We start from the raw sequence: 23,171 nt of genomic DNA on the forward strand, positions 1-23,171 counted from the left end.
GCGGTGCGCGCCGCTTCGCGCGGCAGCCGTCAGCCGCCGACGAGCGACATGCGCACGGTCGGATAGGTCTTGCCCGACGGCCGCGCCGCACGCGTCGCCCGCCGCTCGGAATAGCGGTCGTCGCGCTGCATCCATCGGGCACGCACGGCGTCGGCGAGCTGGCCGGTCGATGCGCCGTCATCGAGCCACGGCCGCAGGTCGGTGCCCTGCGTGGCGAACAGGCACGTATAGAGCTGGCCGTCGGCCGACACGCGGGCGCGCGAGCACGTGCCGCAGAACGGATGCGACACGCTCGCGATGAAGCCGACCTCGCCCGCGCCGTCGATGTGCCGGCAGCGGATCGCGGTGGCGTCGTGCCCCGGTTCGCCGACGAGCACGAGCGGGTAGCTTGCTTCGATCAGCTCGCGCATCCGCGTGGCCGGCACGACCTTGTCGCCGGACCACGCGCTCGCGCCGCCGACGTCCATGTATTCGATGAAGCGCACGGCCACGCCGCTATGCCGGAAGTGACGCACGAGCGGCAGGATCTGGTCGTCGTTCGCGCCGCGCTCGATCACCGCGTTGACCTTCACCGGCGCGAGCCCGGCCGCCTGCGCGGCCTCGATGCCGGCCAGCACGCGCGCGACGGGCACGTCGGCATCGCTCATCCGGCGGAACACGGCATCGTCGATCGCGTCGAGGCTCACCGTCACGCGCGACAGGCCCGCATCGCGCAGCGAGCGTGCCTTGGCGGCGAGCAGCGAACCGTTGGTCGTCAGCGCGATTTCGACGGGCTTGCCGTCGATGGTCGTCAGGGTCGCGAGCCGTTCGATCAGCGCTTCGAGGTTGCGGCGCAGCAGCGGCTCTCCGCCGGTGAGTCGGATCTTTTCGACGCCGAGCGAGATGAACGCGCGGGCGATCTTCTCGAGTTGCGCGAATGACAGCCGCTCGGACGACGGCATGAACGCATAGTCGGGCCCGAAGCTGTCGCGCGGCATGCAGTAGCCGCAGCGGAAATTGCACTGGTCGATGACGGACAGGCGCAGATCGCGCAGCGGCCGCGCGAGCGTGTCGAGCGGGCGGGAGAAGGCGCCGGGCGATGCGCCGCCGGATGCGGCGGCGGCCGGCGCGGAAACGATGGCATTCACGATCGGTTCGTCGGCCTGCATGAAGTGAGCGAAACGGCGTCGCCGAGCGGCCGCGTATGCGCCGACGTATCGGCGCATAGGTCGTGACGAGCCTCATCGTGAGGATAGTCCGCCGGACTTTTCCGGCAGAGGCACAATCCCGCCCGAAATGCAGGAATACAGTTCGCGATCCTGCATGCATGAAAGGCGGGCAACACGCGCATGCTCATGCTCACGCGAGCCAGTGCGCGAAATCGTAATACGGCACCGCGTCGCCACGTGCGATGCGTCGACCGGCCGGCAGCCGCGCGAGCCCGCTCGCCTGCACGAGCGATTGCAGCGTGCCGGCGCCTTGCTGCCGCAGCGTGTCGAGTACGGGTGCGCCGTGGGCGTCGATGGTGCGGCGCACGCGCACGAAGCGTTCGCGCTGCGCATCCGGTTCGACGTCGATATCGATCGGCAGCGACGGCACGGCCGGCACGCAGTCGTCGCGCCCCTGCAGGCGGCGGATCAGCGGCGCGACGAACAGCGCGAACGCGGTCATCGCGGCGCCCGGATTGCCGGGCAGCAGCACGACGGACCGTTCGTCGAGCCGCGCGAGCGCGACGGGCTTGCCGGGCTTCATCCGCACCCCGGAGACCACGAACGACGCGCCGAGCGCGGTCAGCGCGGGGCGCAGCAGGTCCTTGTCGCCGACCGATGCGCCGCCGACGCAGACGACCAGATCGCAGCGCGCGGCCATCGTGCGCAGCGCCTGATCGACGGCGGCCGCGGTGTCGGCGGCATGCTCGCTCGCGGCGACGATGGCACCGGTTCCCGATACCAGCGCGGCGAGCATCGGCGCGTTGCTGTTGTAGATCTGCTGCGGCGCGCGCGGCTGGCCGCACGGGACGAGCTCGTCGCCGGTCGTGAGGATGCCGACCCGCAGCGGCGGCCGCACATCGATGTGCGCGCAACCCTGCGCGGCGGCGACGCCGACGTGCATCGCGCCGAGCCGCACACCGGCCGGCATCAGCAGGTCGCCCGCGCGCACTTCCTCGCCGCGGCGGCGGATATGCGATCCGGCGCGCTGCGGCGCGTCGAACGCGACCCAGCCGTCCTGCTCGTGCGCGTGCTCCTGCATCACGACGGTGTCGGCGCCGGGCGGAATCAGGCTGCCGGTGAAGATCCGCGCGGCCGTGCGCGGGGCCAGCGGCGACGGCACGTCGCCCGCATAGCAGCGCTGCGCGACGCGCAACGGCTCGCCGTGCGCGAGGTCCGCGTGCCGGACCGCGTAGCCGTCCATCGCGCTCTGGTCGGCGGGCGGCTGGTCGAGCACGGCGGCGAGCGGCGTGGCGAGCACCTGGCCGGCCGCTTGCGCGACCGGAATGGAGACGGCCGTACGCTGCGGTGCGAACGCGTCGGCGAAATGCCGTTGGGCGGTATCGAAATCGGTCAGGGGTTTCATCGAGCGGTGAGCGCATGCGGTTGCGCACGCGTGGGTTCGGGTAACGGGAGCGCGTCGGGCGACACGTATTCGACGAAGCCGTCGTTGCGGCAGAAGCCGAGCAGCCGCACGCCGGCTTCGCAGGCGACGTCGATTGCGAGCGACGTCGGCGCGGAGATCGTCGCGATCATCGGGATGCCGACGCGTGCCGCCTTGCGCACGAGCTCGTAGCTCGCGCGGCTCGACAGGAACACGAAGCCCGCGCGCAGGTCGGCGCGGCGCCGCGCGAGCCGGCCGATCAGCTTGTCGAGCGCATTGTGGCGGCCGACGTCCTCGAAGACTTCCAGCACGGTGCCGTCGCGCTCGCACCAGGCGGCCGCATGGATGCCGCCGGTCGCGCGCATCAGCGGCTGCCGCGCCGGCAACGCGCGGGCGGCGCGCGCGACGGCGTCGGCGCCGATGCCGGCCGCCGCACCCGCGGCCGCGATGCGGGGCGGATGCAGGTCGAGCTGCGCAATGCTTTCGATTCCGCAGACGCCGCAGCCGGTGCGGCCGGCCAGCGCGCGCCGGTGCGCCTTCAGCGCCATGAACGCCTGCTGCGACACGGTGAGCCGCACTTCGGCGCTGTCGGGCCGGCATTCGGTTTCGATGTCGAAGACGTCGGACGCGCGCTCGACGATCCCTTCGCTCAGCGCGAAGCCGAGGCCGAACGCGTCGAGGTCGATCGGCGTCGCCATCATTACCGTGTGCGCGATGCCGTTGAACACGAGTGCAACCGGCGTCTCGTCGACGACGCGATCGACGGCGCCCAGCGCGTCGCCGGCACGGTGACGCGTCACATGACACGCGTGGCTGCCGGCCGGATCGTCGGGGCGGTCGCTGGGCTCCATGCGGTTTTCTCCAGGGGGAATCGGGAATCGGCCGGCGCGGGGCGCCGGGCGACGGAAACGGATTCTGCGAAGGGCGGTGCGCGGCGTCGCGCCGGCTCGCCACGGGCAGGCTTCGAGCCGATGGTACGGGCGTTCGGCCGGGGCGCGGATGCACAGCGTCGCGGTGCGCAAAGCAGTACAGCTGACGGCCTCCCGGGCCCGAAACGGGTTTTCCGTACACACATCTTCCGACCGGGGGAAAGCACAGTTTCAGCGCACGTTCGCGCGATTGCGAGTATCGTCCAAAACGCGATATCGTCATTCACGCTTCGTTGCCGTGCACCGCGATCCGTCCAGGTTGGCGCGTGCCGTCGCGAAGCCGTCGCGCGATTTCCTGCTTCGAGCTGACGTCCTCACAACCACGAGCAAATTACGGTCATGGAAATCTTCGATGCGTTCCATCTCGCACGATTGCAATTCGCGTTCACGGTGTCGTTCCACATCGTGTTTCCGGCGATCAGCATCGGCATGGCGAGCTTTCTGGCGGTGCTGGAATGGCGCTATCTCGTCACCGGCGACGCCGCCTATAAATCCATGTTCCAGTTCTGGTCGAAGATCTTCGCGATCGGCTTCGGGATGGGTGTCGTCTCCGGCGTCGTGATGGCCTACGAGTTCGGCACGAACTGGGCCGGCTTCTCGCGCGTCGCGGGCAACATCACCGGCCCGCTGCTCACTTACGAAGTCCTGACGGCCTTCTTCCTCGAAGCCGGCTTCCTCGGCGTGATGCTGTTCGGCTGGCAGCGCGTCAGCCCGCGTGCGCACTTCTTCGCGACGCTGATGGTCGCGGTCGGCACGCTGATCTCGACGTTCTGGATTCTCGCGTCGAACAGCTTCATGCAGACGCCGCAGGGCTACAAGATCGAGAACGGCCTCGTCGTGCCGGTCGACTGGTTCAAGATCATCTTCAACCCGTCGTTCCCGTATCGCCTCGTGCACATGACGATCGCGGCGTTCATCGTCGCGGGCTTCATCGTCGCCGCGTGCGGCGCGTGGCACCTGCTGAAAGGGCGCCGCGACGAGCCGGTGAAGCGCAGCTTCTCGATGGCGCTGTGGATGCTGCTGCTGCTCGCGCCGATCCAGATCGTCGTCGGCGATGCGCACGGGCTCAACACGCGCGAATACCAGCCGGCGAAGATCGCGGCGATCGAGGGGCTGTGGGAAACGGAGAAGGGCGGCACCGCGCTGAACCTCGTCGGACTGCCCGACATGCAGGCCGAAACGACGCGCTATGCGATCCAGGTGCCGCACCTCGGCAGCCTGATCCTCACGCACAGCTGGGACGGCGAGATTCGCGGGCTGAAGGAATTCCCCCCGCAGGACCGTCCGTATTCGCCGATCGTGTTCTGGACCTTCCGGATCATGGCCGGCCTCGGGATGCTGATGCTGCTCACGGCGGTGCTCGGCTTGCTGCTGCGCAAGGGCGGGCGCCTGTATGAAACGCGCTGGTTCCAGTGGTTCGTCGTGTGCATGGGGCCGTCGGGGATCGTCGCGCTGCTGGCCGGCTGGATCACGACCGAGGTCGGGCGGCAGCCGTGGACCGTGTACGGCGTGCTGCGCACCATCGATTCGGTCGCGCCGCTCAGCGCGCAGCAGGTCGGCGTGTCGCTGCTGATCTTCGTGGTCGTGTATTTCCTGGTGTTCGGAACGGGTATCTATTACATGTTGAACCTGATGAAGCGCGGGCCGGCCGCACACGCCGGGTATATCGAGCTGCACCGGCATCCGGGGCTGCGCAAGAGCGCGCTGTCCACGCCGCTGAACGTCACCGAAGCGGAGTAAGCCATGCAAATCGATCTTCCTGTCGTGTGGGCCGCGATCATCGGCCTCGGCGTGTTCATCTACGTGATGCTGGACGGCTTCGACCTCGGCATCGGCCTGCTGTTTCCGTTCTTCGATGCGAAGGCCGAGCGGCAGGTGATGCTCGATACCGTCGCGCCGGTGTGGGACGGCAACGAGACCTTTCTCGTGCTCGGCGGCGCAGGCTTGTACGGCGCGTTCCCGGTCGTCTACTCGACGCTGCTGCCGGCGAACTACCTGCCGCTGATCCTGATGGTGGTCGGGCTGATCTTCCGCGGCGCCGCGTTCGAGTTGCGCGCCAAGGCGAACCGCACGCAGCACCTGTGGGATCTCGCGTTCATCGGCGGTTCCGCGCTTGCCGCGTTCTGCCAGGGGATCGTGCTCGGTTCGCTGCTGCAGGGCATCCGGATCGTGAACCACCAGTTCGCGGGCGGGCCGTTCGACTGGCTGTCACCGTTCAGCCTGTTCTGCGGGATCGGCGTGCTCGTCACCTATGCGACGCTCGGCTGCGGCTGGCTGATCCTGAAAGTCGACGGCGAACTGCAGCGCAAGATGCGCGTGCTGATGAAGCCGCTCGCGGGCGTGCTGCTCGCCGTGATGGGCGTGGTCAGCCTGTGGACCGTGATCGGGCTGCCGGCGGTCGCGCACCGCTGGTTCGGCAGCGGCTACCTCGGCTGGTTCCTGCCGGTGCCGATCCTCGTCGCCGCATGCGTGTGGGGCATCTTCCACACGGTGAAGCGCCAGCACGAGGCGACGCCGTTCCTGCTGACGCTCGCGCTCGTGTTCCTCGGCTACACCGGGCTCGTGATCAGCATCTGGCCGAACATCGTGCCGCCGTCGCTGACGATCTGGGAGGCATCGTCGAGCCATTCGAGCCAGCTGTTCGCGCTCGTCGGCACGGTGATCGTGCTGCCGGTCATTCTCGTGTACAACGCGCTGCAGTACCGCGTGTTCCGCGGCAAGGTGCGCGAGGGCGACATCGGCTATCACTGAGCGGTGCGTCCGGTATCGATCCGACAGCGGCCCGCCACGTGCGGGCCGCCGCACATCGGGCGCCGGCGCTGGCATTACGTATTTCCTTGGCAGTCGAGACAACACCATGATCGTCAGACCACGACAAAACTGGCTCAGGATGCTGTTCGTGTGGAACGGCTCCGTGCTGCAGTCGATCATTCCGCAACTCGTGTTCATGGCGATCGTCAGCACGCTGGCGGTCTTCACGAACGGGCGCATCTTCGGCGAGAAGATTCCGCTGAACACCGCGCCGTTCACGCTGTTCGGGCTCGCGCTCGCGATCTTCCTCGCATTTCGCAACAACGCGAGCTTCGAGCGCTTCAAGGAGGCGCGGCTTCTGTGGGGCAACCTGCTGATCGCGGCGCGCACCGTCACGTCGCAATTGCACCGCTACCTGCCCGACAGCGTCGGCGACGCGGAGCGCAATCGGCTCGCCGATCTGCTGATCGCGTTCACGTATGCGCTGAAACATCAGCTGCGTCATACCGATGCGGCGCAAGACCTGCAACGCATCCTCGGCGCCGAGCGTGCCGCCGCGTTCGCGCACAAGTGCTACCAGCCCGTCGCGATTCTCGATGAACTGCGGGGCGGGATCGTCCGTGCGCTGGGCCGCGCGGCCGGCGGCGACACGACGTGCTGGATGTTCGATGCGCAACTGGTCGAGTTGGGCCGGGCGGTGGGCGGCTGCGAGCGGATCCTCACCACGCCGATTCCGTTTTCGTACAGCGTGCTGCTGCACCGCACCGTCTATGCTTATTGTGTGCTGCTGCCGTTCGGTCTCGTCGATTCGACGGAGTTCTTTACGCCGCTGATCTGCGTATTCATTTCGTACACGCTGATCGCGCTCGAAGCGATCGCGAACGAGGTGGCCGAGCCGTTCGGCCTCGCACCGAACGCGCTGGCGCTCGACGCGATGGCGCGCACGATCGAACGGTCGGTGCTGGAGCTCGGCGATCGCGCGATGCCGGAGGAGTTCGTGCCGGCGTCGACATACCAGATCACGTAAGCGCCACCGCGCGGCGCGCGGCGGCACGCACGATCAGGAGAACATCTCATGCGTATCTACGTGACGAGCATCTTTGTCGACGATCAGGACAAGGCGCTCGCGTTTTACACCGACACCCTCGGCTTCCGGCTGAAGAATAACGTGCCGGTGGGCGAGTACCGCTGGCTGACGGTCGTGTCGAAGGACCAGCCCGACGGCACCGAGCTGATGCTCGAGCCGAGCCATCATCGCGCGGTCGCGCCTTACCGTCAGGCGCTTTACGAGGACGGCATTCCGGCGGCGTCGTTCCAGGTCGACGATCTCGACGCGGAGTTCGCACGGCTCGACGCGCTCGGCGTGCGCTTCACGCTGGCGCCGATGGACGCGGGGCCCGTGCGGGTCGCGGTGCTCGACGATACATGCGGGAATCTCGTGCAGCTCATGCAGATGAAGTGACACGCGGAAGGCGCGGATATCGGCGCGCTCATCGGCACGCCGCGACCAGCGGCGTGTCCTGTCCGGCGCTGGAGTACAAGCGCCGCCGCCCGCACCGCTCAATCGAAATACGTGAGCCCCATCGCGCCTTTCACTTCCGCGAGCGTCGCGCCGGCCACCTCGCGCGCATGCAGCGTGCCGCGCTTCAGGATCGCCATCACCTCGGCCTTGTCCGCCTCGAATTCGCGGCGGCGCGCACGGATCGGCTCGATCAGCGCCTGCAGCCGCTCGTTCAGCACGCGCTTCACGACGCTGTCGCCGAGGCCGCCGCGGCGATAGTGCGCCTTCAGTTCGTCGACCTTCGGCACGTCGGGTTCGAATGCATCGAGGAACGTGAACACGACGTTGCCCTCGACCTGGCCGGGATCGCTGACGCGCAGGTGGTTCGGGTCCGTGTACATGTCCTTCACGGCCTGCGTGATCTCGTCGGGCGTCGCGCCGAGCGTGATCGCGTTGCCGAGCGACTTGCTCATCTTCGCCTTGCCGTCGATGCCGGGCAGCCGCGTGACTGCCGACAACACGGCCTCGCATTCGACCAGCACCGGCTTGTCGACCGTCGCGTTGAAGCGGCGCACGAGTTCGTTGGTTTGCTCGATCATCGGCAACTGGTCATCGCCGACGGGCACGTGCGTCGCCTTGAACGCGCTGATGTCGGCCGCCTGGCTGACGGGATAGGTCAGGAAGCCGGCCGGGATGTCGCGCTCGAAGCCGCGCAGGCGGATCTCTTCCTTGATGGTCGGGTTGCGCTCTAGGCGCGCGACCGTGACGAGGTTGAGCAGGTATTGCGACAGCTCGGCGAGCTCGGGCACCTGCGACTGGACGACGATCGTCGAGATCGCCGGGTCGATGCCGACGGCCAGGTAGTCGAGCGCGACCTCGATCACGTTCTCGGTGACGCGCTGGCGGCGGCCCATGTTGTCGGTCAGCGCCTGCGTGTCGGCGAGCAGCAGGAACTGCGTCGCCTCGTGCTGCATCTGCACGCGCGCGCGCAGCGAGCCGATGTAGTGGCCGAGATGCAGCGGACCGGTCGTGCGGTCGCCGGTGAGGATGGTCGGACGGGTCGGGTACGTCATGGTACGGGTTGGCTCCGGGTTATCGAAGCCACCAGCCATGACGTAGGCGCAGAAACGACAATGCCGCCATGGCTGGCGGCATCACGTTCGGGACATGCAAAAGGAAACGGGCCGCCAGGGTCAGGCGCGCCACCAGCGATGCACGTTCGGCGAGGCAGGTTTGATTTCCATTGCGCGAGTATAGCGCAGGGCGCGGTCCGCCGTGCGCGTCAGCGGATCACCGACTCCATCGCGAGGTAAGCGGTTTCGGCGGATGGCCACAGCAGGTACAGCAGGCCGGCCATCAACAGCAGCGCGCCTGCGCGTACCATCGGCGTTCGGTCTTTCCCGCTCAGGGTCACGATGTGCTGCTTCAGTTTCTTCATGCTTGCAGGCGCGACATGCGCCACTCCAACGGTTGCTGCAACGGCGCCGGGTGGGGCGGGCGCCGAGATGCTACGGGGTTCAACGAGGGGCCGGGCCGGCGGCCCGGCGCGGCAAGAGGCGCGCGCGGGGGGATCGAAAAAGGGAACGATCAGGCGTCTCTGTGCGCATCGCATAGACGACGCGCATCGTACCAGTTCGGGCGCGTGAGCACAGTCAAGAATTGTCGGAAGATGGTCGGATCGAGGGTCGTCGCCTAAAATCGGCGCAGCGTTGGCGAAGGTGCTTTTCCGGTTCGGCGCCATCGCCGAGGGCCGGTGAAATTTCCCGGAACCAGGGATTGCCGTCCGGCTTTTGTATCCGCATCCGTGATGCGCACGCCAGCAGTGCGTTCATTTTTCCTGTTCAGGTATTCGATATCGTGCGAACTCAATTGCGTCCGATCGCCGCCCACCGTATCGGCTTGATCCGATGGGCTTCTATTTTTCTGCTCGTCGGGTGTGCGGCCTGTTCGCGGAACGATTCGCTTCCCCGCAACATGTCGCTGACTGCCTTCAACCCTCATCGCGCCGCATTCGAGTGCAAGCATGAAGCCGACGTTGTTCCGCCGATCGATCAGGACGCGGATCGATGGAACCGGCAAGCGATGGCGCTCACCAGTTCGCTGCTGTGGCCCAACCAGCGCGACTACAAGGGCGCTGTCGAACTCTGGACGAAGGCCGCCGAGCGCAAACACTGGAAGGCGATGTTGAATCTGGCGAATGCATACGCTCAGGGCGATGGCGTGGAGCGTGATTCGGAACGTGCCGTGCAGATTGTCGAGCAGGCAATGAAACTCGGCATACCTGCGGCCTATGACCTGATGGGCACGTATTACATGAACGGGACGGGCGTGAAGCAGGACGCGAGCCGCGCGTATGCATTCTGGCAACTCGCTGCCGATAGGGGCAACCCGAATGCGATGGCATATCTGGGCGGCAAGATGGATGCGGTGTATGACGATCCCAAAGCGGGCTTCTGGGGTAATCGCAAGATTGCCCTTCAGATGCTCGAGTGTGGATTTGCGCAGGGGAACGGACCCGCGGCATACGCACTGGGAACGACGATCGTGGGCGATCGCGCCGAATTGGGCGAGAACAACGAACGAGCGCTCAAAATCCTGCATGCGGGTGTGAAATTCGGCAGCGCGGAGAGTGCCGGATGGCTGAGTGCGTCGTTTGGCCGGGGTGACGAACTCGTCGGTCACGTAAAGGACGAAGCCCGTGCCGAGCGCTACGTCATTCTCGCCGACCGCCTCGAGCGCGACCCCGACCTTCGTCTGCCCAACCTGGACAAGGTTGTGCCGCTGCCGCCGGCCACGCTGCCCAAGTGGAATGGCGACAAGAAGACGTTGATCGATGCGGCGCAACCCGTGACGTCGGTTTCGCCCACGCCTTCCTCCTCCGTCGGGCATCGTGCCGACCACGCGCAGCCGCAGGGATAGCCCTGTACCGATGAGCCGGGCGCTGCGCTGTATGCCCGGTCCACTGGCCGTCGTCGATATCCCCAGCTTTTTTCTCGTCAACAACGACAAAAATGATCGTTTCGCCCTAGGCAGCCTGTCAGCAGAATGTCTCCATTCCCCCTCGCGCGACGACATGAGCCTCGCCGCGAGCCGCACTTCAAGGAGACAGCCGTGGCAGTGGAAACAACCTCAATCGATACGCTGGTCGTCGGTGCCGGCCAGGCCGGCGTGGCCATGAGCGAGCACCTGGGCAAGCTCGGCGTGCCGCATCTCGTGCTGGAGCGCGACCGCATCGCCGAGCGCTGGCGCACCGGGCGCTGGGATTCGCTGGTCGCGAACGGCCCCGCGTGGCACGACCGCTTTCCGGGGCTCGAATTCGACGGCCTCGATCCCGATGCGTTCGCAACGAAAGACCAGGTCGCCGACTACTTCGAAGCCTACGCACGCAAGTTCGGCGCGCCGATCCGCACCGGCGTCGAAGTGAAACAGGTCGTGCGCAACGCAGGCAAGCCGGGCTTCATCGTCGAAACCTCGGATGGCACGATCGAGGCGAACCGCGTGGTCGTCGCGACGGGGCCGTTCCAGCGTCCGGTCATCCCGCCGATCGCGCCGGACGCCGCCGGCCTCGTGCAGCTCCATTCCGCCGACTATCGCAACCCCGCGCAATTGCCGGACGGCGCGGTGCTGGTGGTCGGCGCGGGTTCGTCGGGCGTGCAGATCGCCGACGAACTGCAGCGCGCGGGCCGGCAGGTCTACCTGTCGGTCGGCCCGCACGATCGCCCGCCGCGCGCCTATCGCGGCCGCGACTTCTGCTGGTGGCTCGGCGTGCTCGGCGAATGGGACAAGGAAATCGCGACGCCCGGCCGCGAACACGTGACGATCGCGGTGAGCGGCGCGCGCGGCGGCCATACGGTCGATTTCCGCGCACTCGCGCACCAGGGCGTGACGCTCGTGGGGCTGACGAAGTCGTTCGACGGCGGCGTCGTGGCGTTCGAAAGCGATCTCGCGAGCAATCTCGCCCGCGGCGACGAGAACTACCTGTCGCTGCTCGACGCGGCCGACGCCTATGCGGCGCGCAACGGCCTCGACCTGCCAGAGGAACCGGAAGCCCGCCGCATCCTGCCGAATCCGGACTGCGTCACGCAGCCGATCCTCGCGCTCGACCTGGCCGGCGCCGGCGTCACGTCGATCGTCTGGGCGACGGGCTACGCGCTCGACTACAGCTGGCTGAACGTCGACGCGTTCGCCGCGAACGGCAAGCCGCAGCACCAGCGCGGCGTGTCGAAGGAGCCGGGCATCTATTTCCTCGGACTGCCGTGGCTGTCGCGACGCGGCTCCAGCTTCATCTGGGGCGTGTGGCACGACGCGAAGCACATCGCCGAGCACATCGTCACGCAGCGCAAGTACCTCGACTATCACGACGCGTCGCAACGCCGCGCGCAAACGCGCACCGGGCACGGCGACACGGCACGCACAGCGCAGGCCGATGCGCGAGCGCTGACCGACGCGATCGGCTGATACGGATTCGGCATTCGCGCCGCGACCCGCACCCACGAGCACCCATCAGCACCCGCCGCGCCGCGACCGCGTCCGGCGCGGCGAGCGCAACACACCGACCTTCGAAGGACCTCGATGAGCCAGCCTACCCATACCCGTATCCGCATGTTCAACACGAAGGATACCTATCCGAACCAGACGCTCGACAACGACCTGTGCCAGGCCGTGCGCGCCGGCAACACCGTCTACGTGCGCGGCCAGGTCGGCACCGATTTCGACGGCAACCTGGTCGGCCTCGGCGATCCGCGCGCCCAGGCCGAGCAGGCGATGAAGAACGTGAAGCAACTGCTCGAGGAGGCCGGCAGCGACATCACGCATATCGTGAAGACGACGACCTACCTGATCGACCCGCGCTATCGCGAGCCGGTGTACCAGGAAGTCGGCAAGTGGCTGAAGGGTGTCTATCCGATCTCGACGGGGCTCGTCGTATCGGCGCTCGGCCAGCCGCAGTGGCTGATGGAGATCGACGTGATCGCGGTGATCCCGGACAACTGGCAGCCGAACCGCGCATAGGAGGCGACATGACTTTCTCCATCGTCGGGCGCTGCCCGGAAACGGGCCAGCTCGGGATCGCGATCAGCTCGTCGAGCATCGCGGTGGGGGCGCGCTGCCCGTGGGTGCGGGCGGGCGTCGGTGCGGTCGCGACGCAGAACATCACGCTGCCGGCGCTCGGCCCGCAGATCCTCGATCTGATCGAGCACCAGCAGCTCGCGCCCGCCGCCGCGCTCGACCGCGCGCTCAGCGCGAACGGCTGGAGCCAGTACCGGCAGGTCACGGTGATCGACGGTCAGGGGCAGACGGCGTGCTTCACCGGCAAGGAGGCGCTCGGCACGCACCATGCGGTGCAGGGCGAGCAATGCGTGGCAGCCGGCAATCTGCTGGCCGCGCCGGCCGTGATCGATGCGATGGCGCGCGCGTTCGAGCAGGCGCCCGGGCTGCTGGCCGATCGCCTGCTGGCCGCGATGCATGCGGCGATGGCGGCGGGCGGCGAGGCGGGGCCGGTGCATTCGGCGGCGCTGAAGGTGGCCGGCGATGTGACCTGGCCGATCGTCGACCTGCGCGTCGACTGGGCCGACGCCGATCCGATCGGGCAGCTGGACGCGCTGTGGCAGGCCTATCGCCCGCAGATGCAGGATTACCAGACGCGCGCGCTGAACCCGACCGCCGCGCCGAGCTACGGAGTGCCGGGCGATGAGTGACACGTCGAGCCGCGCCTTGCTCGAGCAGCTGATCGGCTTCGCGACGGTCAGCCGCGATTCGAACCTCGCGATGATCGACTTCATCCGCGACTATCTCGACGGCTTCGGTGTTTCGAGCGAGCTGTTCTACAACGCGGAGCGCACGAAGGCGAGCCTGTACGCGACGATCGGGCCGCGCGATCGCGGCGGCATCGCGCTGTCGGGCCATACCGACGTGGTGCCGGTCGACGGGCAGGCGTGGACGGTCGAGCCGTTCCGGCTGACCGAGCGCGACGGCCGACTGTACGGGCGCGGCACGGCCGACATGAAAGGTTTCATCGCGTCGGTGCTCGCGGCCGTGCCGGCATTCGTCTCACGGCCGTTGAACCTGCCCGTGCACCTCGCGTTCTCGTACGACGAGGAAGTCGGCTGTCTCGGCGTGCGGCCGATGCTCGACGCACTTGCGACGCGCGAGCACCGGCCGCGCCTGTGTCTGATCGGCGAGCCGACCGAACTGAAGCCGGTGCTCGGTCACAAGGGCAAGCTCGCGATGCGCTGCCACGTGAAGGGCGCCGCGTGCCACTCGGCGTACGCGCCGCTCGGCGTCAACGCGATCGACTACGCGGCGAAGCTGATCGGCCGCCTCGGCGAGATCGGCGTGTCGCTCGCGCGGCCGGAGCATCACGACAGCCGCTTCGATCCGCCGTTCTCGACCGTGCAGACCGGATTGATCAAGGGTGGCCGCGCGCTGAACATCGTGCCGGCCGAATGCGAGTTCGATTTCGAGGTGCGGGCGCTGCCGGCGTTCGATGCGCACGACGTGCCGAGGAAGCTGCAGGATTATGCGGAATCCGAACTGTTGCCGACGATGCGTGCGGTGCAGCCCGATACCGACATCCGTCTGCAGCCACTCGGCGCGTATCCGGGGCTCGCCACTTCGCCGGACAGCGAAGCCGCGCGCCTGCTCGCGATGCTGAGCGGCTCCGACGCGTTCGGCACCGTCGCATTCGGCACCGAGGGCGGGCTGTTCGGGCAGGCCGGCATTCCGACGGTGGTGTGCGGGCCGGGCAGCATGGACCAGGGGCACAAGCCCGACGAGTTCGTCACGCTCGAACAGCTGCACGGCTGCGACGCGATGCTCGGCCGTCTCGCGACGTATCTCGCTTCGGTCGGTTAAATCCGGCTGATCCGGCCGTCCAGCCGTATGCCGCACGCGGCCGTTCGGCGGCGCGTGCGGTTGTTTCGTTGCTATCGCGCCGATTCGGCGACGATCTGCGCCAGCCGCTCGCGGCAGAACTCGACGAACGACTGCGCCTGCTTCGTGAGCTGCCCGCGCTTCAGCCGCGCGCTCACGAGCCCCGACGGGCTCACCGTTTCGCTCAGGCCGATCGTCACGACGCGCCGGCCGTCGTACGTGTATTCGGAATGCGGGCGCGTGACGAGCAGCGAGAAACCGAACCCCTGGCCGACCATCCCGCGCACCATCTCGATCGACGGCGAAGCGAACACGATGTTCGGCGTGAGCCCCAGCTCGTGAAACAGGCTGACGAAGTACGTGCGGCTCGGCAGCACGTCGAGCAGGATCATCGGCTCGACGCTGAGCTCGTGCAGCGATACGTGCGACTGGCCCGCGAACCGGTGGTTCTCCGGCAGCAGCACATACGGCTGCTGCGCCGGCATCAGCGGCTCGGTCTCGATCGTGCCGTCGAGGTCGTGGTCGTAGAGGAACGCGAGATCGAAGGTGCCGGCCGTCAGGCCCTGCACGAGCTCCTGCTGGTCGCCGTCGCGCAGCCGGATGTTGACGCCCGGATAGCGTTCGCGAAAGCCCGCGATCAGCTGCGGCAGATAGAGCGGCGCGACGGTCTCGAAGCAGCCGATGTCGATCTGCCCGGTGATCACGTCGTTGTCGGCGAGCGCGTTCTGCTCGAACTCGTGCGCGATGCGCAGCAGCTCCTGCGCCTTCCGGTAGAAACGCGTGCCGCTCGGCGTCAGCGACACGCCCTGCGCGTGATGGCGGATGAACAGCTTCACGCCGAAGCTCTCCTCGAGCCCCTTGATCGCGCTGGAGATCGACGGCTGCGCGATGAAGAGCTGGCGCGACGCCTCGGCGACGCTGCCGGATTCCACCGTCGTCACGAAATATTTCAGTTGCCGCAAAGTGTAGTGAGCCACGAGCACCTCTGATGCCGGCCCCGCGCGCGTGCCGCCGCGGGGCGCGTTCTGTCCGCTATTTTGCGTAGCACCTTACCCGAAGAAGCCCGGCGCCGGAATTTCCGCTGCAGAGCTTTTTCGTATGTCCCGAAAATATTTTTAGTATTTTCCGGTCGCCGCATGCGTGGCGCACCATCGTCTGCAATCCGGATCGCGACAAAAGCGCGCACGCGCGGGCGGGGCAGGTCATCCGCCTCCGTCCGCATGCGGCAAGCCGTTGCCCGCGTATCCGGACCCGATTGCAGGCGCGCGCATCGTCGCGCGTCGGCGGAAACGGCACGCGCGCCTCGCCGCGCAGGACAGGAGACTTAGCCATGACGACCGCGGATCGCAACGCGTCCCCCATGATAGAGAAACACACGATCGGCTACGTGCCGCCCGCAGACCGCCACGGCAAGGTGCGCGACCTGTTCACGCTCTGGTTCGGCGGCAACATCGCGCCGCTGCCGATCGTGACCGGCGCGCTCGGCGTGCAGATCTTTCACCTGAACCTGATGTGGGGGATCGTCGCGATCATCGTCGGCCAGGCGGTCGGCGGCGTGCTGATGGCGCTGCATTCGGCGCAAGGGCCGCAGATGGGCATCCCGCAGATGATCCAGAGCCGCGCGCAGTTCGGCTCGTGGGGCGCGCTGCTGGTCACGGTGATCGCGGCGGTGATGTACGTCGGCTTCTTCGCATCGAACATCGTGCTGGCCGGCAAGTCGGTGCACGGCATCGCGTCGTCGGTGCCGGTGCCCGTGGGCATCGTGATTGGCGCGGTGGGCTCGGGGCTGATCGGGATCGTCGGCTACCGGTTCATCCATATCCTGAACCGGATCGGCACGTGGGTGCTCGGCATCGGCATTTTCGTCGGCTTCTGGATGATCCTGTCGCACGTGAGCACCGCCGATTTCCTCACGCGCGGCGGCTTCGACTTCGCGGGCTGGCTCGCGACGGTGTCGCTGTCCGCGCTGTGGCAGATCGCGTTCGCGCCGTACGTGTCGGACTATTCGCGTTACCTGCCGGAAGACGTCGGCGTCGCGTCGACGTTCTGGGCGACCTATCTCGGCTGCACGATCGGCTCGACGCTCGCGTTCATCTTCGGGGCGGTCGCGGTGCTCGCGGTGCCGGCCGGCGCGGACACGATGGACGCGGTCAAGCAGGCGACGGGCCCGCTCGGCCCGCTGATGCTGGTGCTGTTCCTGTTGAGCGTGATCAGCCACAACGCGCTGAACCTGTACGGCGCGGTGCTCGCGGTCATCACGTCGGTGCAGACCTTCGCCTACCGGTGGATTCCGACCGCGAAGACGCGCGCGGTGGTGTCGGTGGTGATCTTCGTCGCGTGCTGCTATGCGGCGATCGGCGCGTCGACCAACTTCGTCGGCAATCTCATCGATCTCGTGCTCGCGCTGCTTGTCGTACTGGTGCCGTGGACGGCGATCAACCTGATCGACTTCTACGTGATCCACAAGGGCAAGTACGACATCCAGTCGATCTTCATGGCGGACGGCGGCGTGTACGGCCGTTTCAATCCGCAGGCGCTGCTCGCATATGCGATCGGGATCGCCGTGCAGATTCCGTTCATGAATACGCCGATGTATGCGGGACCGATTCCCGCGCATCTCGGCGGCGCCGACCTGTCGTGGCTCGTCGGGCTGGTGCTGACGTCGCCGCTGTACTACTGGCTCGCGACGCGCGACAGCGCCTACCGGCGCCGGCAGACGGGCGCGCAGCTGCCGTCGTCGGCGGCGCGGTAAGCGGATCGTCGTTCGACGCGATCAAGGAAAGCGGCCGCCGCATCGGTAGCGATGCGGCGGCCGCGAGAGGGGAGGCAGGAGGGATCAGTGCGCGGCGTGGCGTGCCGTGCGTTGCGTCGCCAGCCTGCTTACCCGCGGGTCAGACGACCGCCGAGCGTGCGACGCGCACCGGCACCGACTTGTACGACGGCGTGCCGCTTTCCTTGTCGATGTAGTCGAGCGGCACGAGCACGTTCGCTTCCGGGTAATACGCGCCGACCGACCCCGGAGCGATGTCGTACTCGATCGCGGTGATCTTCTCGAGGCGCAGCGCGCGGCCCGACGCGGTGACCGTCTCGATGTCGACGAGGTCGCCGTGTTCGAGCCCGTACTTCGCGAGGTCCGCCGCGTTCATGAACAGCACGTCGCGTCGTCCGAACACGCCGCGATAGCGGTCGTCGAGCCCGTAGATCGTCGTGTTGTACTGATCGTGGCTGCGCAGCGTGATCAGCCGCAGCACCTGCTCGGCGCCGAGCACGTCCGCATCTTCCTTCACGCCCTTGTAGATCGAGAACATCGCCTTGCCGGTGGCCGTGGGCCATACGCGCTCGGTGGGCGGCAGCGGCAGGCGGAAGCCGCCCGGCGTGCGGATGCGCTCGTTGAACGCCTCGAAGCCGGCCACCGTGCGGTCGATCAGGTCGCGGATGCGATCGTAGTCGGCGATCAGGTCGAGCCACGCGACCTTGCTGGCCGGCAGCGTCGCGTGAGCGATTCCGGCGATGATCGCGGGCTCGGAGCGCAGCTGGTCGGACGCGGGCTTGAGCTTGCCGGCCGACGCGTGGACCATCGACATCGAATCCTCGACGGTGATCGACTGCCGGCCGCTCGCCTGCATGTCGAGCTCGGTGCGGCCGAGCACGGGCAGGATGTAGGTTTCCTTCGCGACGAGCAGGTGCGAGCGGTTCAGCTTCGTGCCGAGATGCACGCTGAGATCGAGCTTCGCCATCGCGGGGAACGACTGCTCGGGATCGGGCAGCGCGACCGCGAAGTTGCCGCCGAGGCACAGCAGCGCCTTGGCCTGGCCGTCGATCATTGCCTGCATCGCCTGCACGGCATCGTGCCCGTGCTGCGCGGGCGGCTTGAAGCCGCACACATCCTCGATCTTCTGCAGGAACTCGGCCGACGGCTTCTCGGTGATGCCGACCGTGCGGTTGCCCTGCACGTTCGAGTGGCCGCGCAGCGGGCACACGCCCGCGCCGGGCTTGCCGATGTTGCCGCGCATCAGCAGCAGGTCGGCGATCAGGCGCACGGTGGCGGTGCCCTTGTTGTGCTGCGTGACGCCCATCCCGTACGTGATGATCGTCGCGTTCGACTTCGCATACGCGAGCGCGACCTGTTCGAGCTGCGCCTGGCTCAAGCCGCTCGCGCGCTCGATGTCGTCCCACGACGTGGCCTCCAGGTCGGCGCTGAACGCGTCGAAGCCGCTCGTGTGCTGCGCGATGAAATCCTTGTCGAGCACGTCGCCGCGCTCGGCCTCGAGCTGCAGCAGCGCCTTCATGATGCCCTTCAGCGCGGCCGCGTCGCCGCCCGCGTCGACCTGGTAGTACGTCGATGCGATGCGCGTCGACCCGAACGACGCCATCTCGATCATGTCCTGCGGATCCGCGAAGCGTTCGAGCGCGCGTTCGCGCAGCGGATTGAACACGATGATCGGCACGTTGCGGCGCGAGCACTCGTGCAGCGTGCCCATCATCCGCGGGTGGTTGGTGCCGGGGTTGTGGCCGATCGAGATGATCAGCTCGCAGTGGTCGAAATCCTCGAGCGACACCGTGCCCTTGCCGATCCCGATCGACTGCGGCAGGCCGACGCTGGTCGGCTCGTGGCACATATTCGAGCAGTCGGGGAAGTTGTTGGTGCCGAGCTCGCGCGCGAAGAGTTGATACAGGTAGGCGGCTTCGTTCGACGCGCGGCCCGACGTGTAGAACTCGACCTGCTCGGGCGGCAGCGCGCGCAGCACCTCGCCGATGCGCGCGAACGCATCGTCCCATTCGACCGCGCGGAACGTGTCGGTCGCACGATCGTAGACGAGCGGATGCGTGAGCCGGCCCATGTTCTCCAGCTCGTAGTCGGACATCCGCAGCAGCGACGACACGGGGTTCGCCGCGAAGAACTCGGGCGTCACGCGCTTGGTGGTCGCTTCCCACGTGACGGCCTTCGCGCCGTTCTCGCAGAACTGGAACGTCGACTTGTGTTCCTTGTCGGGCCACGCGCAGCCGGGACAGTCGAAGCCGTCGGGCTGGTTGGTCCGCATCAGCACGATCGGCGCCTCGATGGTTTCCATCTGCGTGCGCACGGCCTCGGCTGTCGCGCGAAGCGCGCCCCAACCGCCGGCGGGCCCATCGTACTTCCTGATGCCTGGCACTTCGCGTCGATTTGTCATGTGAATCTCCATCAGCCGGACCCGCTACGGGCCGGCTCGGGTTGCGCCGCGTCGCGGCGTTGGGGGGCATGCGGGCCCGTGCATCCGGGCCCGCCTGGTATTAATGCGCGTCCTTCTTCGCACCGGACGACTTCTTGCCGGATGGCTTGGCTGCGGGCGCAGGCGTCTCGGCCTTCGCTTCGTCATCCTTTACATCGGACGCTGCCTTCGCCGCCTTGCCGTTCGGCCGGGCCTTGCCGTCGGCGTTCCTGGTCGCGTCCTTGGCGTCCTTGGCGTCGGACTGCGCGAGCTTGTTGAACGTCACCTCGCCGCTCACCTTGTCGTAATCGACTTCGACGCGATCGCCGGACTGGAGCTTGTCCGCGAGGATCTCCTTCGCGAGCTTCGTCTCGATGATCTGGCGCACCTGCCGCTTCAGCTCGCGCGCGCCGAATTCCGGTTGATAGCCGGCTTCGGTCAGGTGTTCGACGAGCGAGTCGCCCATCACGAGCGTGATGTCCTGCGCGGCGGCGGTGCGCACCACGCGGTCGAGCTGGATCTGCACGATCGAGCGGATGTTCTCCTTCGACAGCGCATGGAACACGATCACCTCGTCGATCCGGTTCAGGAACTCGGGGCGGAAATGGCCCTTCAGCACCTGCATCAGCTGCTCGCGGATCGCCTTGTCGGTCTTGCGCGCGGCTTCCGGCTGCGTGAGGTTGTCCATGATGATCGCGGCGCCAAGGTTGCTCGTCGCGATGATGATCGTGTTGCTGAAGTCGACCACGCGGCCCTTGCCGTCGGTCAGGCGGCCGTCGTCGAACACCTGCAGCAGCACGTTGTAGACGTCCGGATGCGCCTTCTCGATCTCGTCGAGCAGGATCACGCTGTACGGGCGGCGCCGCACGCGCTCGGTGAGCTGGCCGCCTTCGTCGTAGCCGACGTAGCCGGGCGGCGCGCCGATCAGTCGCGCGACCGCGTGCCGCTCCATGTACTCGGACATGTCGATGCGGATGATCGACTGCTCGTCGCCGAACACGGTCTCGGCCAGCGCCTTCGCGAGCTCGGTCTTGCCGACGCCGGTCGGCCCGAGGAACAGGAACGTCGCGATCGGCCGGTGTGACTGGCCGAGCCCGGCGCGCGACAGCCGCACGGCATCGCTGACGGCGACCACGGCATCGCTCTGGCCGATCACGCGCTCGCGCAGTTGCTCTTCCATCTTCAGCAGCTTCTGGCGCTCTTCCTGCGTGAGCTCGGACACCGGAATGCCCGTCAGCCGCGACACGACCTCGGCGACCGATTCGACGGTCACTTCCAGCGTCTCGGAGCCGGTCTTGCGCTGCCACGCCTCCATCTTTTCGTCGAGCGACTTCTGCTTCGCGTTGATTTGCTCCTCGAACTGCTTCGCCTGGTCGAAGCGCTTGCGCGACGTTGCGTAGTCTTGCTCGCGCTTGAGCTGCACGATCTGCGCTTCGTCTTCCTGGATGTCGGCGGGGCGCGAGGTCGCGCCGATCCGCACGCGCGCGGCGGCCTGGTCGATCAGGTCGATCGCCTTGTCGGGCAGGAAGCGCGCGGTGATGTAGCGGTCGGCGAACTCGGCGGCCGCGACGAACGCGTCGTCGGCGAACGTGACCTGGTGGTGCGCCTCCAGGCTGTCGCGCAGCCCGCGCAGGATCACGATCGTCTGCTCGACGCTCGGCTCCGGCACGAACACCGGCTGGAAGCGCCGTTCGAGCGCCGCGTCCTTCTCGATGTGCTTCTGGTATTCGTTGAGCGTGGTCGCGCCGATCAGGCTCAGCTCGCCGCGCGCGAGCGCCGGCTTCAGCACGTTCGCGATGTCGAGCCCGCCTTCGCCGCCGCCCTGGCCCGCGCCGACGATCGTATGCAGCTCGTCGATGAAGAGGATAAGCTCGTCATGCTTGGCCGTGACTTCGTCGATCAGCTGCTTCGCGCGTTCCTCGAATTCGCCGCGATACTTCGCGCCGGCCACCATCGAGTTGATGTTGACCTCGACGAGCCGCTTGCCGCGCAGCACTTCGGGCACGTCGCCGTTGACGATCCGCTGCGCAAGGCCTTCGACGATCGCAGTCTTGCCGACACCAGGCTCGCCGATCAGCACCGGGTTGTTCTTCTTGCGGCGCGCGAGCACTTCGATCGTGCTCTCGATTTCCTGCGCGCGGCCGAGCACCGGGTCGAGCTTGCCCTGGCGCGCGATCGCGGTGAGGTCGCGGCCGAACTTGTCGAGATTCGGCGTGCCGGTCGGCGCGTCGACGCGGCCGTCTTCCGCGCCTTTGCCGACGACCTTCACGACCTTCTGGCGCAGCGCTTCCGGCGTTACGCCGTATTTCTTCAGCAGCGTGCCGGCGATGCTGTCTGGCACCGCCGCGAGACCGATCAGCAGGTGCTCGGGGCCGATGTACGAGTGGCCGAGATCGCGCGAGGCCTGAAATGCGTACTGCACGGCCTTCTTCACGCGCGGCGAGATCGACAGCTTGTCGAGCGACGCGTCCGCGGCAGCCGTGCCGGTGTGCGCATGCTCGTCGATGTAGGACTTCAGGTCCTGCGGCGACAGCTTCAGTTCCTTCAGCAGCGCCGCGCACACGTCGGTATCCGCGAGTGCGTACAGCAGGTGTTCGGTGTCGAGTTCGCTGCGGCGCAGTTCGTGCGCCTTCTCGGCCGCGCGCTGCAGCAGTTCGAGCGTCTGCTCGCTGAACGCGTCGGTCGGGTCGACCGATTCGCGCGGAATCTCGGCGGCCAGCGGCGACGCGTCGCCGGACTCGCCGAACAGTGAGGACGCGCCGCCACCCAGCAGCGAATCGAACGGGTTCAGCATGCTCTGATGCCGCATCAGCTGACGGAAGTGGTAGTCGCAGATCGAGATCGTCTTGCGCTCGCCGTCCTGCATCACGGTGGCGCGCGCGACGGCCGGCCGGGCGTGACAGATATCGCAAAGTGCGGGCATGGTGGTCTGACTCCTGTCAATGAACGTGGATCGAAAGGGAAGTCCCGATGCGCGACGGCGCCGGGGTGTGCCCGCCGCACGATTCGGCCGGCGGCGCGCGCGCCGCGCCGGCGCCATCGCACGAAGCGCGCCGGCACGGCAGCCGGCCGCGATCGACGCCGGCAACACCGGTGCGTCGCTCAGCCCGCGGCATCACTTCGACTGCGCTCAAAATAGCGAATTGACCGAAGGCCTCCAAGACACAGTTCCGCACCGGCCCGGCGGGGAATTGCACCCTCACATGCACGCGTGCGCCCGGTGCAAGGAGTACAGACGAGCGCCCATGCGGGTGCGGGGTGCGGGATCCGGAAACAGCGCGGCGCGCAACGCGCGCGAAGCGCGGTGCGACATCGGCGCGCAGGGCGCCGGCAGGCGGCAAACGGGAAGGGCCGCGCGCG

The 23,171-nt window shown here is 67.4% G+C and carries 18 protein-coding genes; 10 read left to right on the forward strand and 8 right to left on the reverse strand.

Features of this window, described 5'->3' with window-relative positions; translation table 11 throughout:
- Positions 1-29: 29 nt before the first annotated feature.
- From moaA to fdhD, 3 genes are all read right to left on the reverse strand, one after another.
- A complete protein-coding gene (moaA, locus tag F3J14_RS11180) occupies positions 30-1,148 on the reverse strand; it encodes a GTP 3',8-cyclase MoaA (protein WP_166723028.1) in 1,119 nt (372 codons plus the stop codon).
- Between the two features lie 190 nt (positions 1,149-1,338).
- Positions 1,339-2,553 carry a gephyrin-like molybdotransferase Glp gene (gene glp / locus F3J14_RS11185; RefSeq protein ID WP_166723029.1) on the reverse strand — a complete coding sequence of 405 codons (1,215 nt, stop codon included), beginning with the start codon at positions 2,551-2,553 and terminating at the stop codon, positions 1,339-1,341.
- Positions 2,550-3,422 (reverse strand): formate dehydrogenase accessory sulfurtransferase FdhD, encoded by an 873-nt coding sequence (gene fdhD, locus F3J14_RS11190; RefSeq protein ID WP_166723030.1) that lies wholly within the window; start codon positions 3,420-3,422, stop codon positions 2,550-2,552. Before fdhD ends, glp begins: the two co-directional genes overlap by 4 nt.
- A gap of 417 nt (positions 3,423-3,839) precedes the next feature.
- Between fdhD and F3J14_RS11195 the strand changes: the two genes are divergently transcribed.
- From F3J14_RS11195 to F3J14_RS11210, 4 genes are all read left to right on the forward strand, one after another.
- Entirely contained in the window at positions 3,840-5,240 is a 1,401-nt protein-coding gene (locus tag F3J14_RS11195) for a cytochrome ubiquinol oxidase subunit I (protein WP_105785309.1), read from the forward strand.
- A gap of 3 nt (positions 5,241-5,243) precedes the next feature.
- Complete coding sequence (gene cydB / locus F3J14_RS11200; protein ID WP_166723031.1) at positions 5,244-6,251, forward strand: cytochrome d ubiquinol oxidase subunit II; 1,008 nt, start codon at positions 5,244-5,246, stop codon at positions 6,249-6,251.
- Between the two features lie 106 nt (positions 6,252-6,357).
- Positions 6,358-7,278 (forward strand): bestrophin family protein, encoded by a 921-nt coding sequence (locus tag F3J14_RS11205; RefSeq protein ID WP_166723032.1) that lies wholly within the window; start codon positions 6,358-6,360, stop codon positions 7,276-7,278.
- A 48-nt stretch (positions 7,279-7,326) separates the two neighbouring features.
- Positions 7,327-7,713, forward strand: coding sequence for a VOC family protein (locus F3J14_RS11210; RefSeq protein ID WP_166723033.1), 387 nt, complete (start codon positions 7,327-7,329; stop codon positions 7,711-7,713).
- Positions 7,714-7,811: 98 nt separating this feature from the next.
- On the opposite strand, the gene trpS is transcribed toward F3J14_RS11210, so the two are convergent.
- Both trpS and F3J14_RS11220 read right to left on the reverse strand, forming a co-directional pair.
- Entirely contained in the window at positions 7,812-8,825 is a 1,014-nt protein-coding gene (gene trpS, locus F3J14_RS11215) for a tryptophan--tRNA ligase (RefSeq protein WP_166723034.1), read from the reverse strand.
- A gap of 209 nt (positions 8,826-9,034) precedes the next feature.
- A complete protein-coding gene (locus F3J14_RS11220; RefSeq protein WP_166723035.1) occupies positions 9,035-9,190 on the reverse strand; it encodes a hypothetical protein in 156 nt (51 codons plus the stop codon).
- A gap of 338 nt (positions 9,191-9,528) precedes the next feature.
- On the opposite strand from F3J14_RS11220, the gene F3J14_RS11225 reads away from it, so the two are divergent.
- The 5 genes from F3J14_RS11225 to argE all read left to right on the forward strand — a co-directional run bounded on the left by F3J14_RS11225 (position 9,529) and on the right by argE (position 14,604).
- Positions 9,529-10,671, forward strand: coding sequence for a DUF6396 domain-containing protein (locus F3J14_RS11225; protein ID WP_247682189.1), 1,143 nt, complete (start codon positions 9,529-9,531; stop codon positions 10,669-10,671).
- Between the two features lie 192 nt (positions 10,672-10,863).
- Positions 10,864-12,210 (forward strand): NAD(P)/FAD-dependent oxidoreductase, encoded by a 1,347-nt coding sequence (locus F3J14_RS11230; protein ID WP_166723036.1) that lies wholly within the window; start codon positions 10,864-10,866, stop codon positions 12,208-12,210.
- Between the two features lie 114 nt (positions 12,211-12,324).
- On the forward strand, positions 12,325-12,762 hold the full coding sequence (locus F3J14_RS11235) for a RidA family protein (RefSeq protein ID WP_011660575.1): 438 nt from the start codon (positions 12,325-12,327) through the stop codon (positions 12,760-12,762).
- A gap of 8 nt (positions 12,763-12,770) precedes the next feature.
- The gene (locus F3J14_RS11240; protein WP_166723037.1) at positions 12,771-13,448 is read left to right on the forward strand and encodes a DUF1028 domain-containing protein; all 678 of its coding nucleotides are present in this window, start codon (positions 12,771-12,773) and stop codon (positions 13,446-13,448) included.
- Positions 13,441-14,604, forward strand: coding sequence for an acetylornithine deacetylase (argE, locus tag F3J14_RS11245; RefSeq protein ID WP_166723038.1), 1,164 nt, complete (start codon positions 13,441-13,443; stop codon positions 14,602-14,604). Before F3J14_RS11240 ends, argE begins: the two co-directional genes overlap by 8 nt.
- Before the next feature lie 71 nt (positions 14,605-14,675).
- Here the strand turns inward: argE and F3J14_RS11250 are convergent, their stop codons facing one another.
- Positions 14,676-15,599, reverse strand: coding sequence for a LysR substrate-binding domain-containing protein (locus F3J14_RS11250; protein ID WP_166723039.1), 924 nt, complete (start codon positions 15,597-15,599; stop codon positions 14,676-14,678).
- 353 nt (positions 15,600-15,952) lie between these two features.
- On the opposite strand from F3J14_RS11250, the gene F3J14_RS11255 reads away from it, so the two are divergent.
- Positions 15,953-17,374: a cytosine permease gene (locus F3J14_RS11255; protein WP_166723040.1), complete on the forward strand. Its 1,422-nt coding sequence runs from the start codon at positions 15,953-15,955 to the stop codon at positions 17,372-17,374.
- A gap of 139 nt (positions 17,375-17,513) precedes the next feature.
- Here F3J14_RS11255 and F3J14_RS11260 read toward each other — a convergent pair whose 3' ends face one another.
- Both F3J14_RS11260 and F3J14_RS11265 read right to left on the reverse strand, forming a co-directional pair.
- The gene (locus F3J14_RS11260; protein ID WP_166723041.1) at positions 17,514-19,793 is read right to left on the reverse strand and encodes an FdhF/YdeP family oxidoreductase; all 2,280 of its coding nucleotides are present in this window, start codon (positions 19,791-19,793) and stop codon (positions 17,514-17,516) included.
- 100 nt (positions 19,794-19,893) lie between these two features.
- Positions 19,894-22,734 (reverse strand): AAA family ATPase, encoded by a 2,841-nt coding sequence (locus F3J14_RS11265; RefSeq protein WP_166723042.1) that lies wholly within the window; start codon positions 22,732-22,734, stop codon positions 19,894-19,896.
- Positions 22,735-23,171 lie beyond the last annotated feature (437 nt).

Source organism: Burkholderia sp. Tr-862, assembly GCF_011753085.1.
In the GTDB taxonomy this organism is placed as follows: domain Bacteria; phylum Pseudomonadota; class Gammaproteobacteria; order Burkholderiales; family Burkholderiaceae; genus Burkholderia; species Burkholderia ambifaria.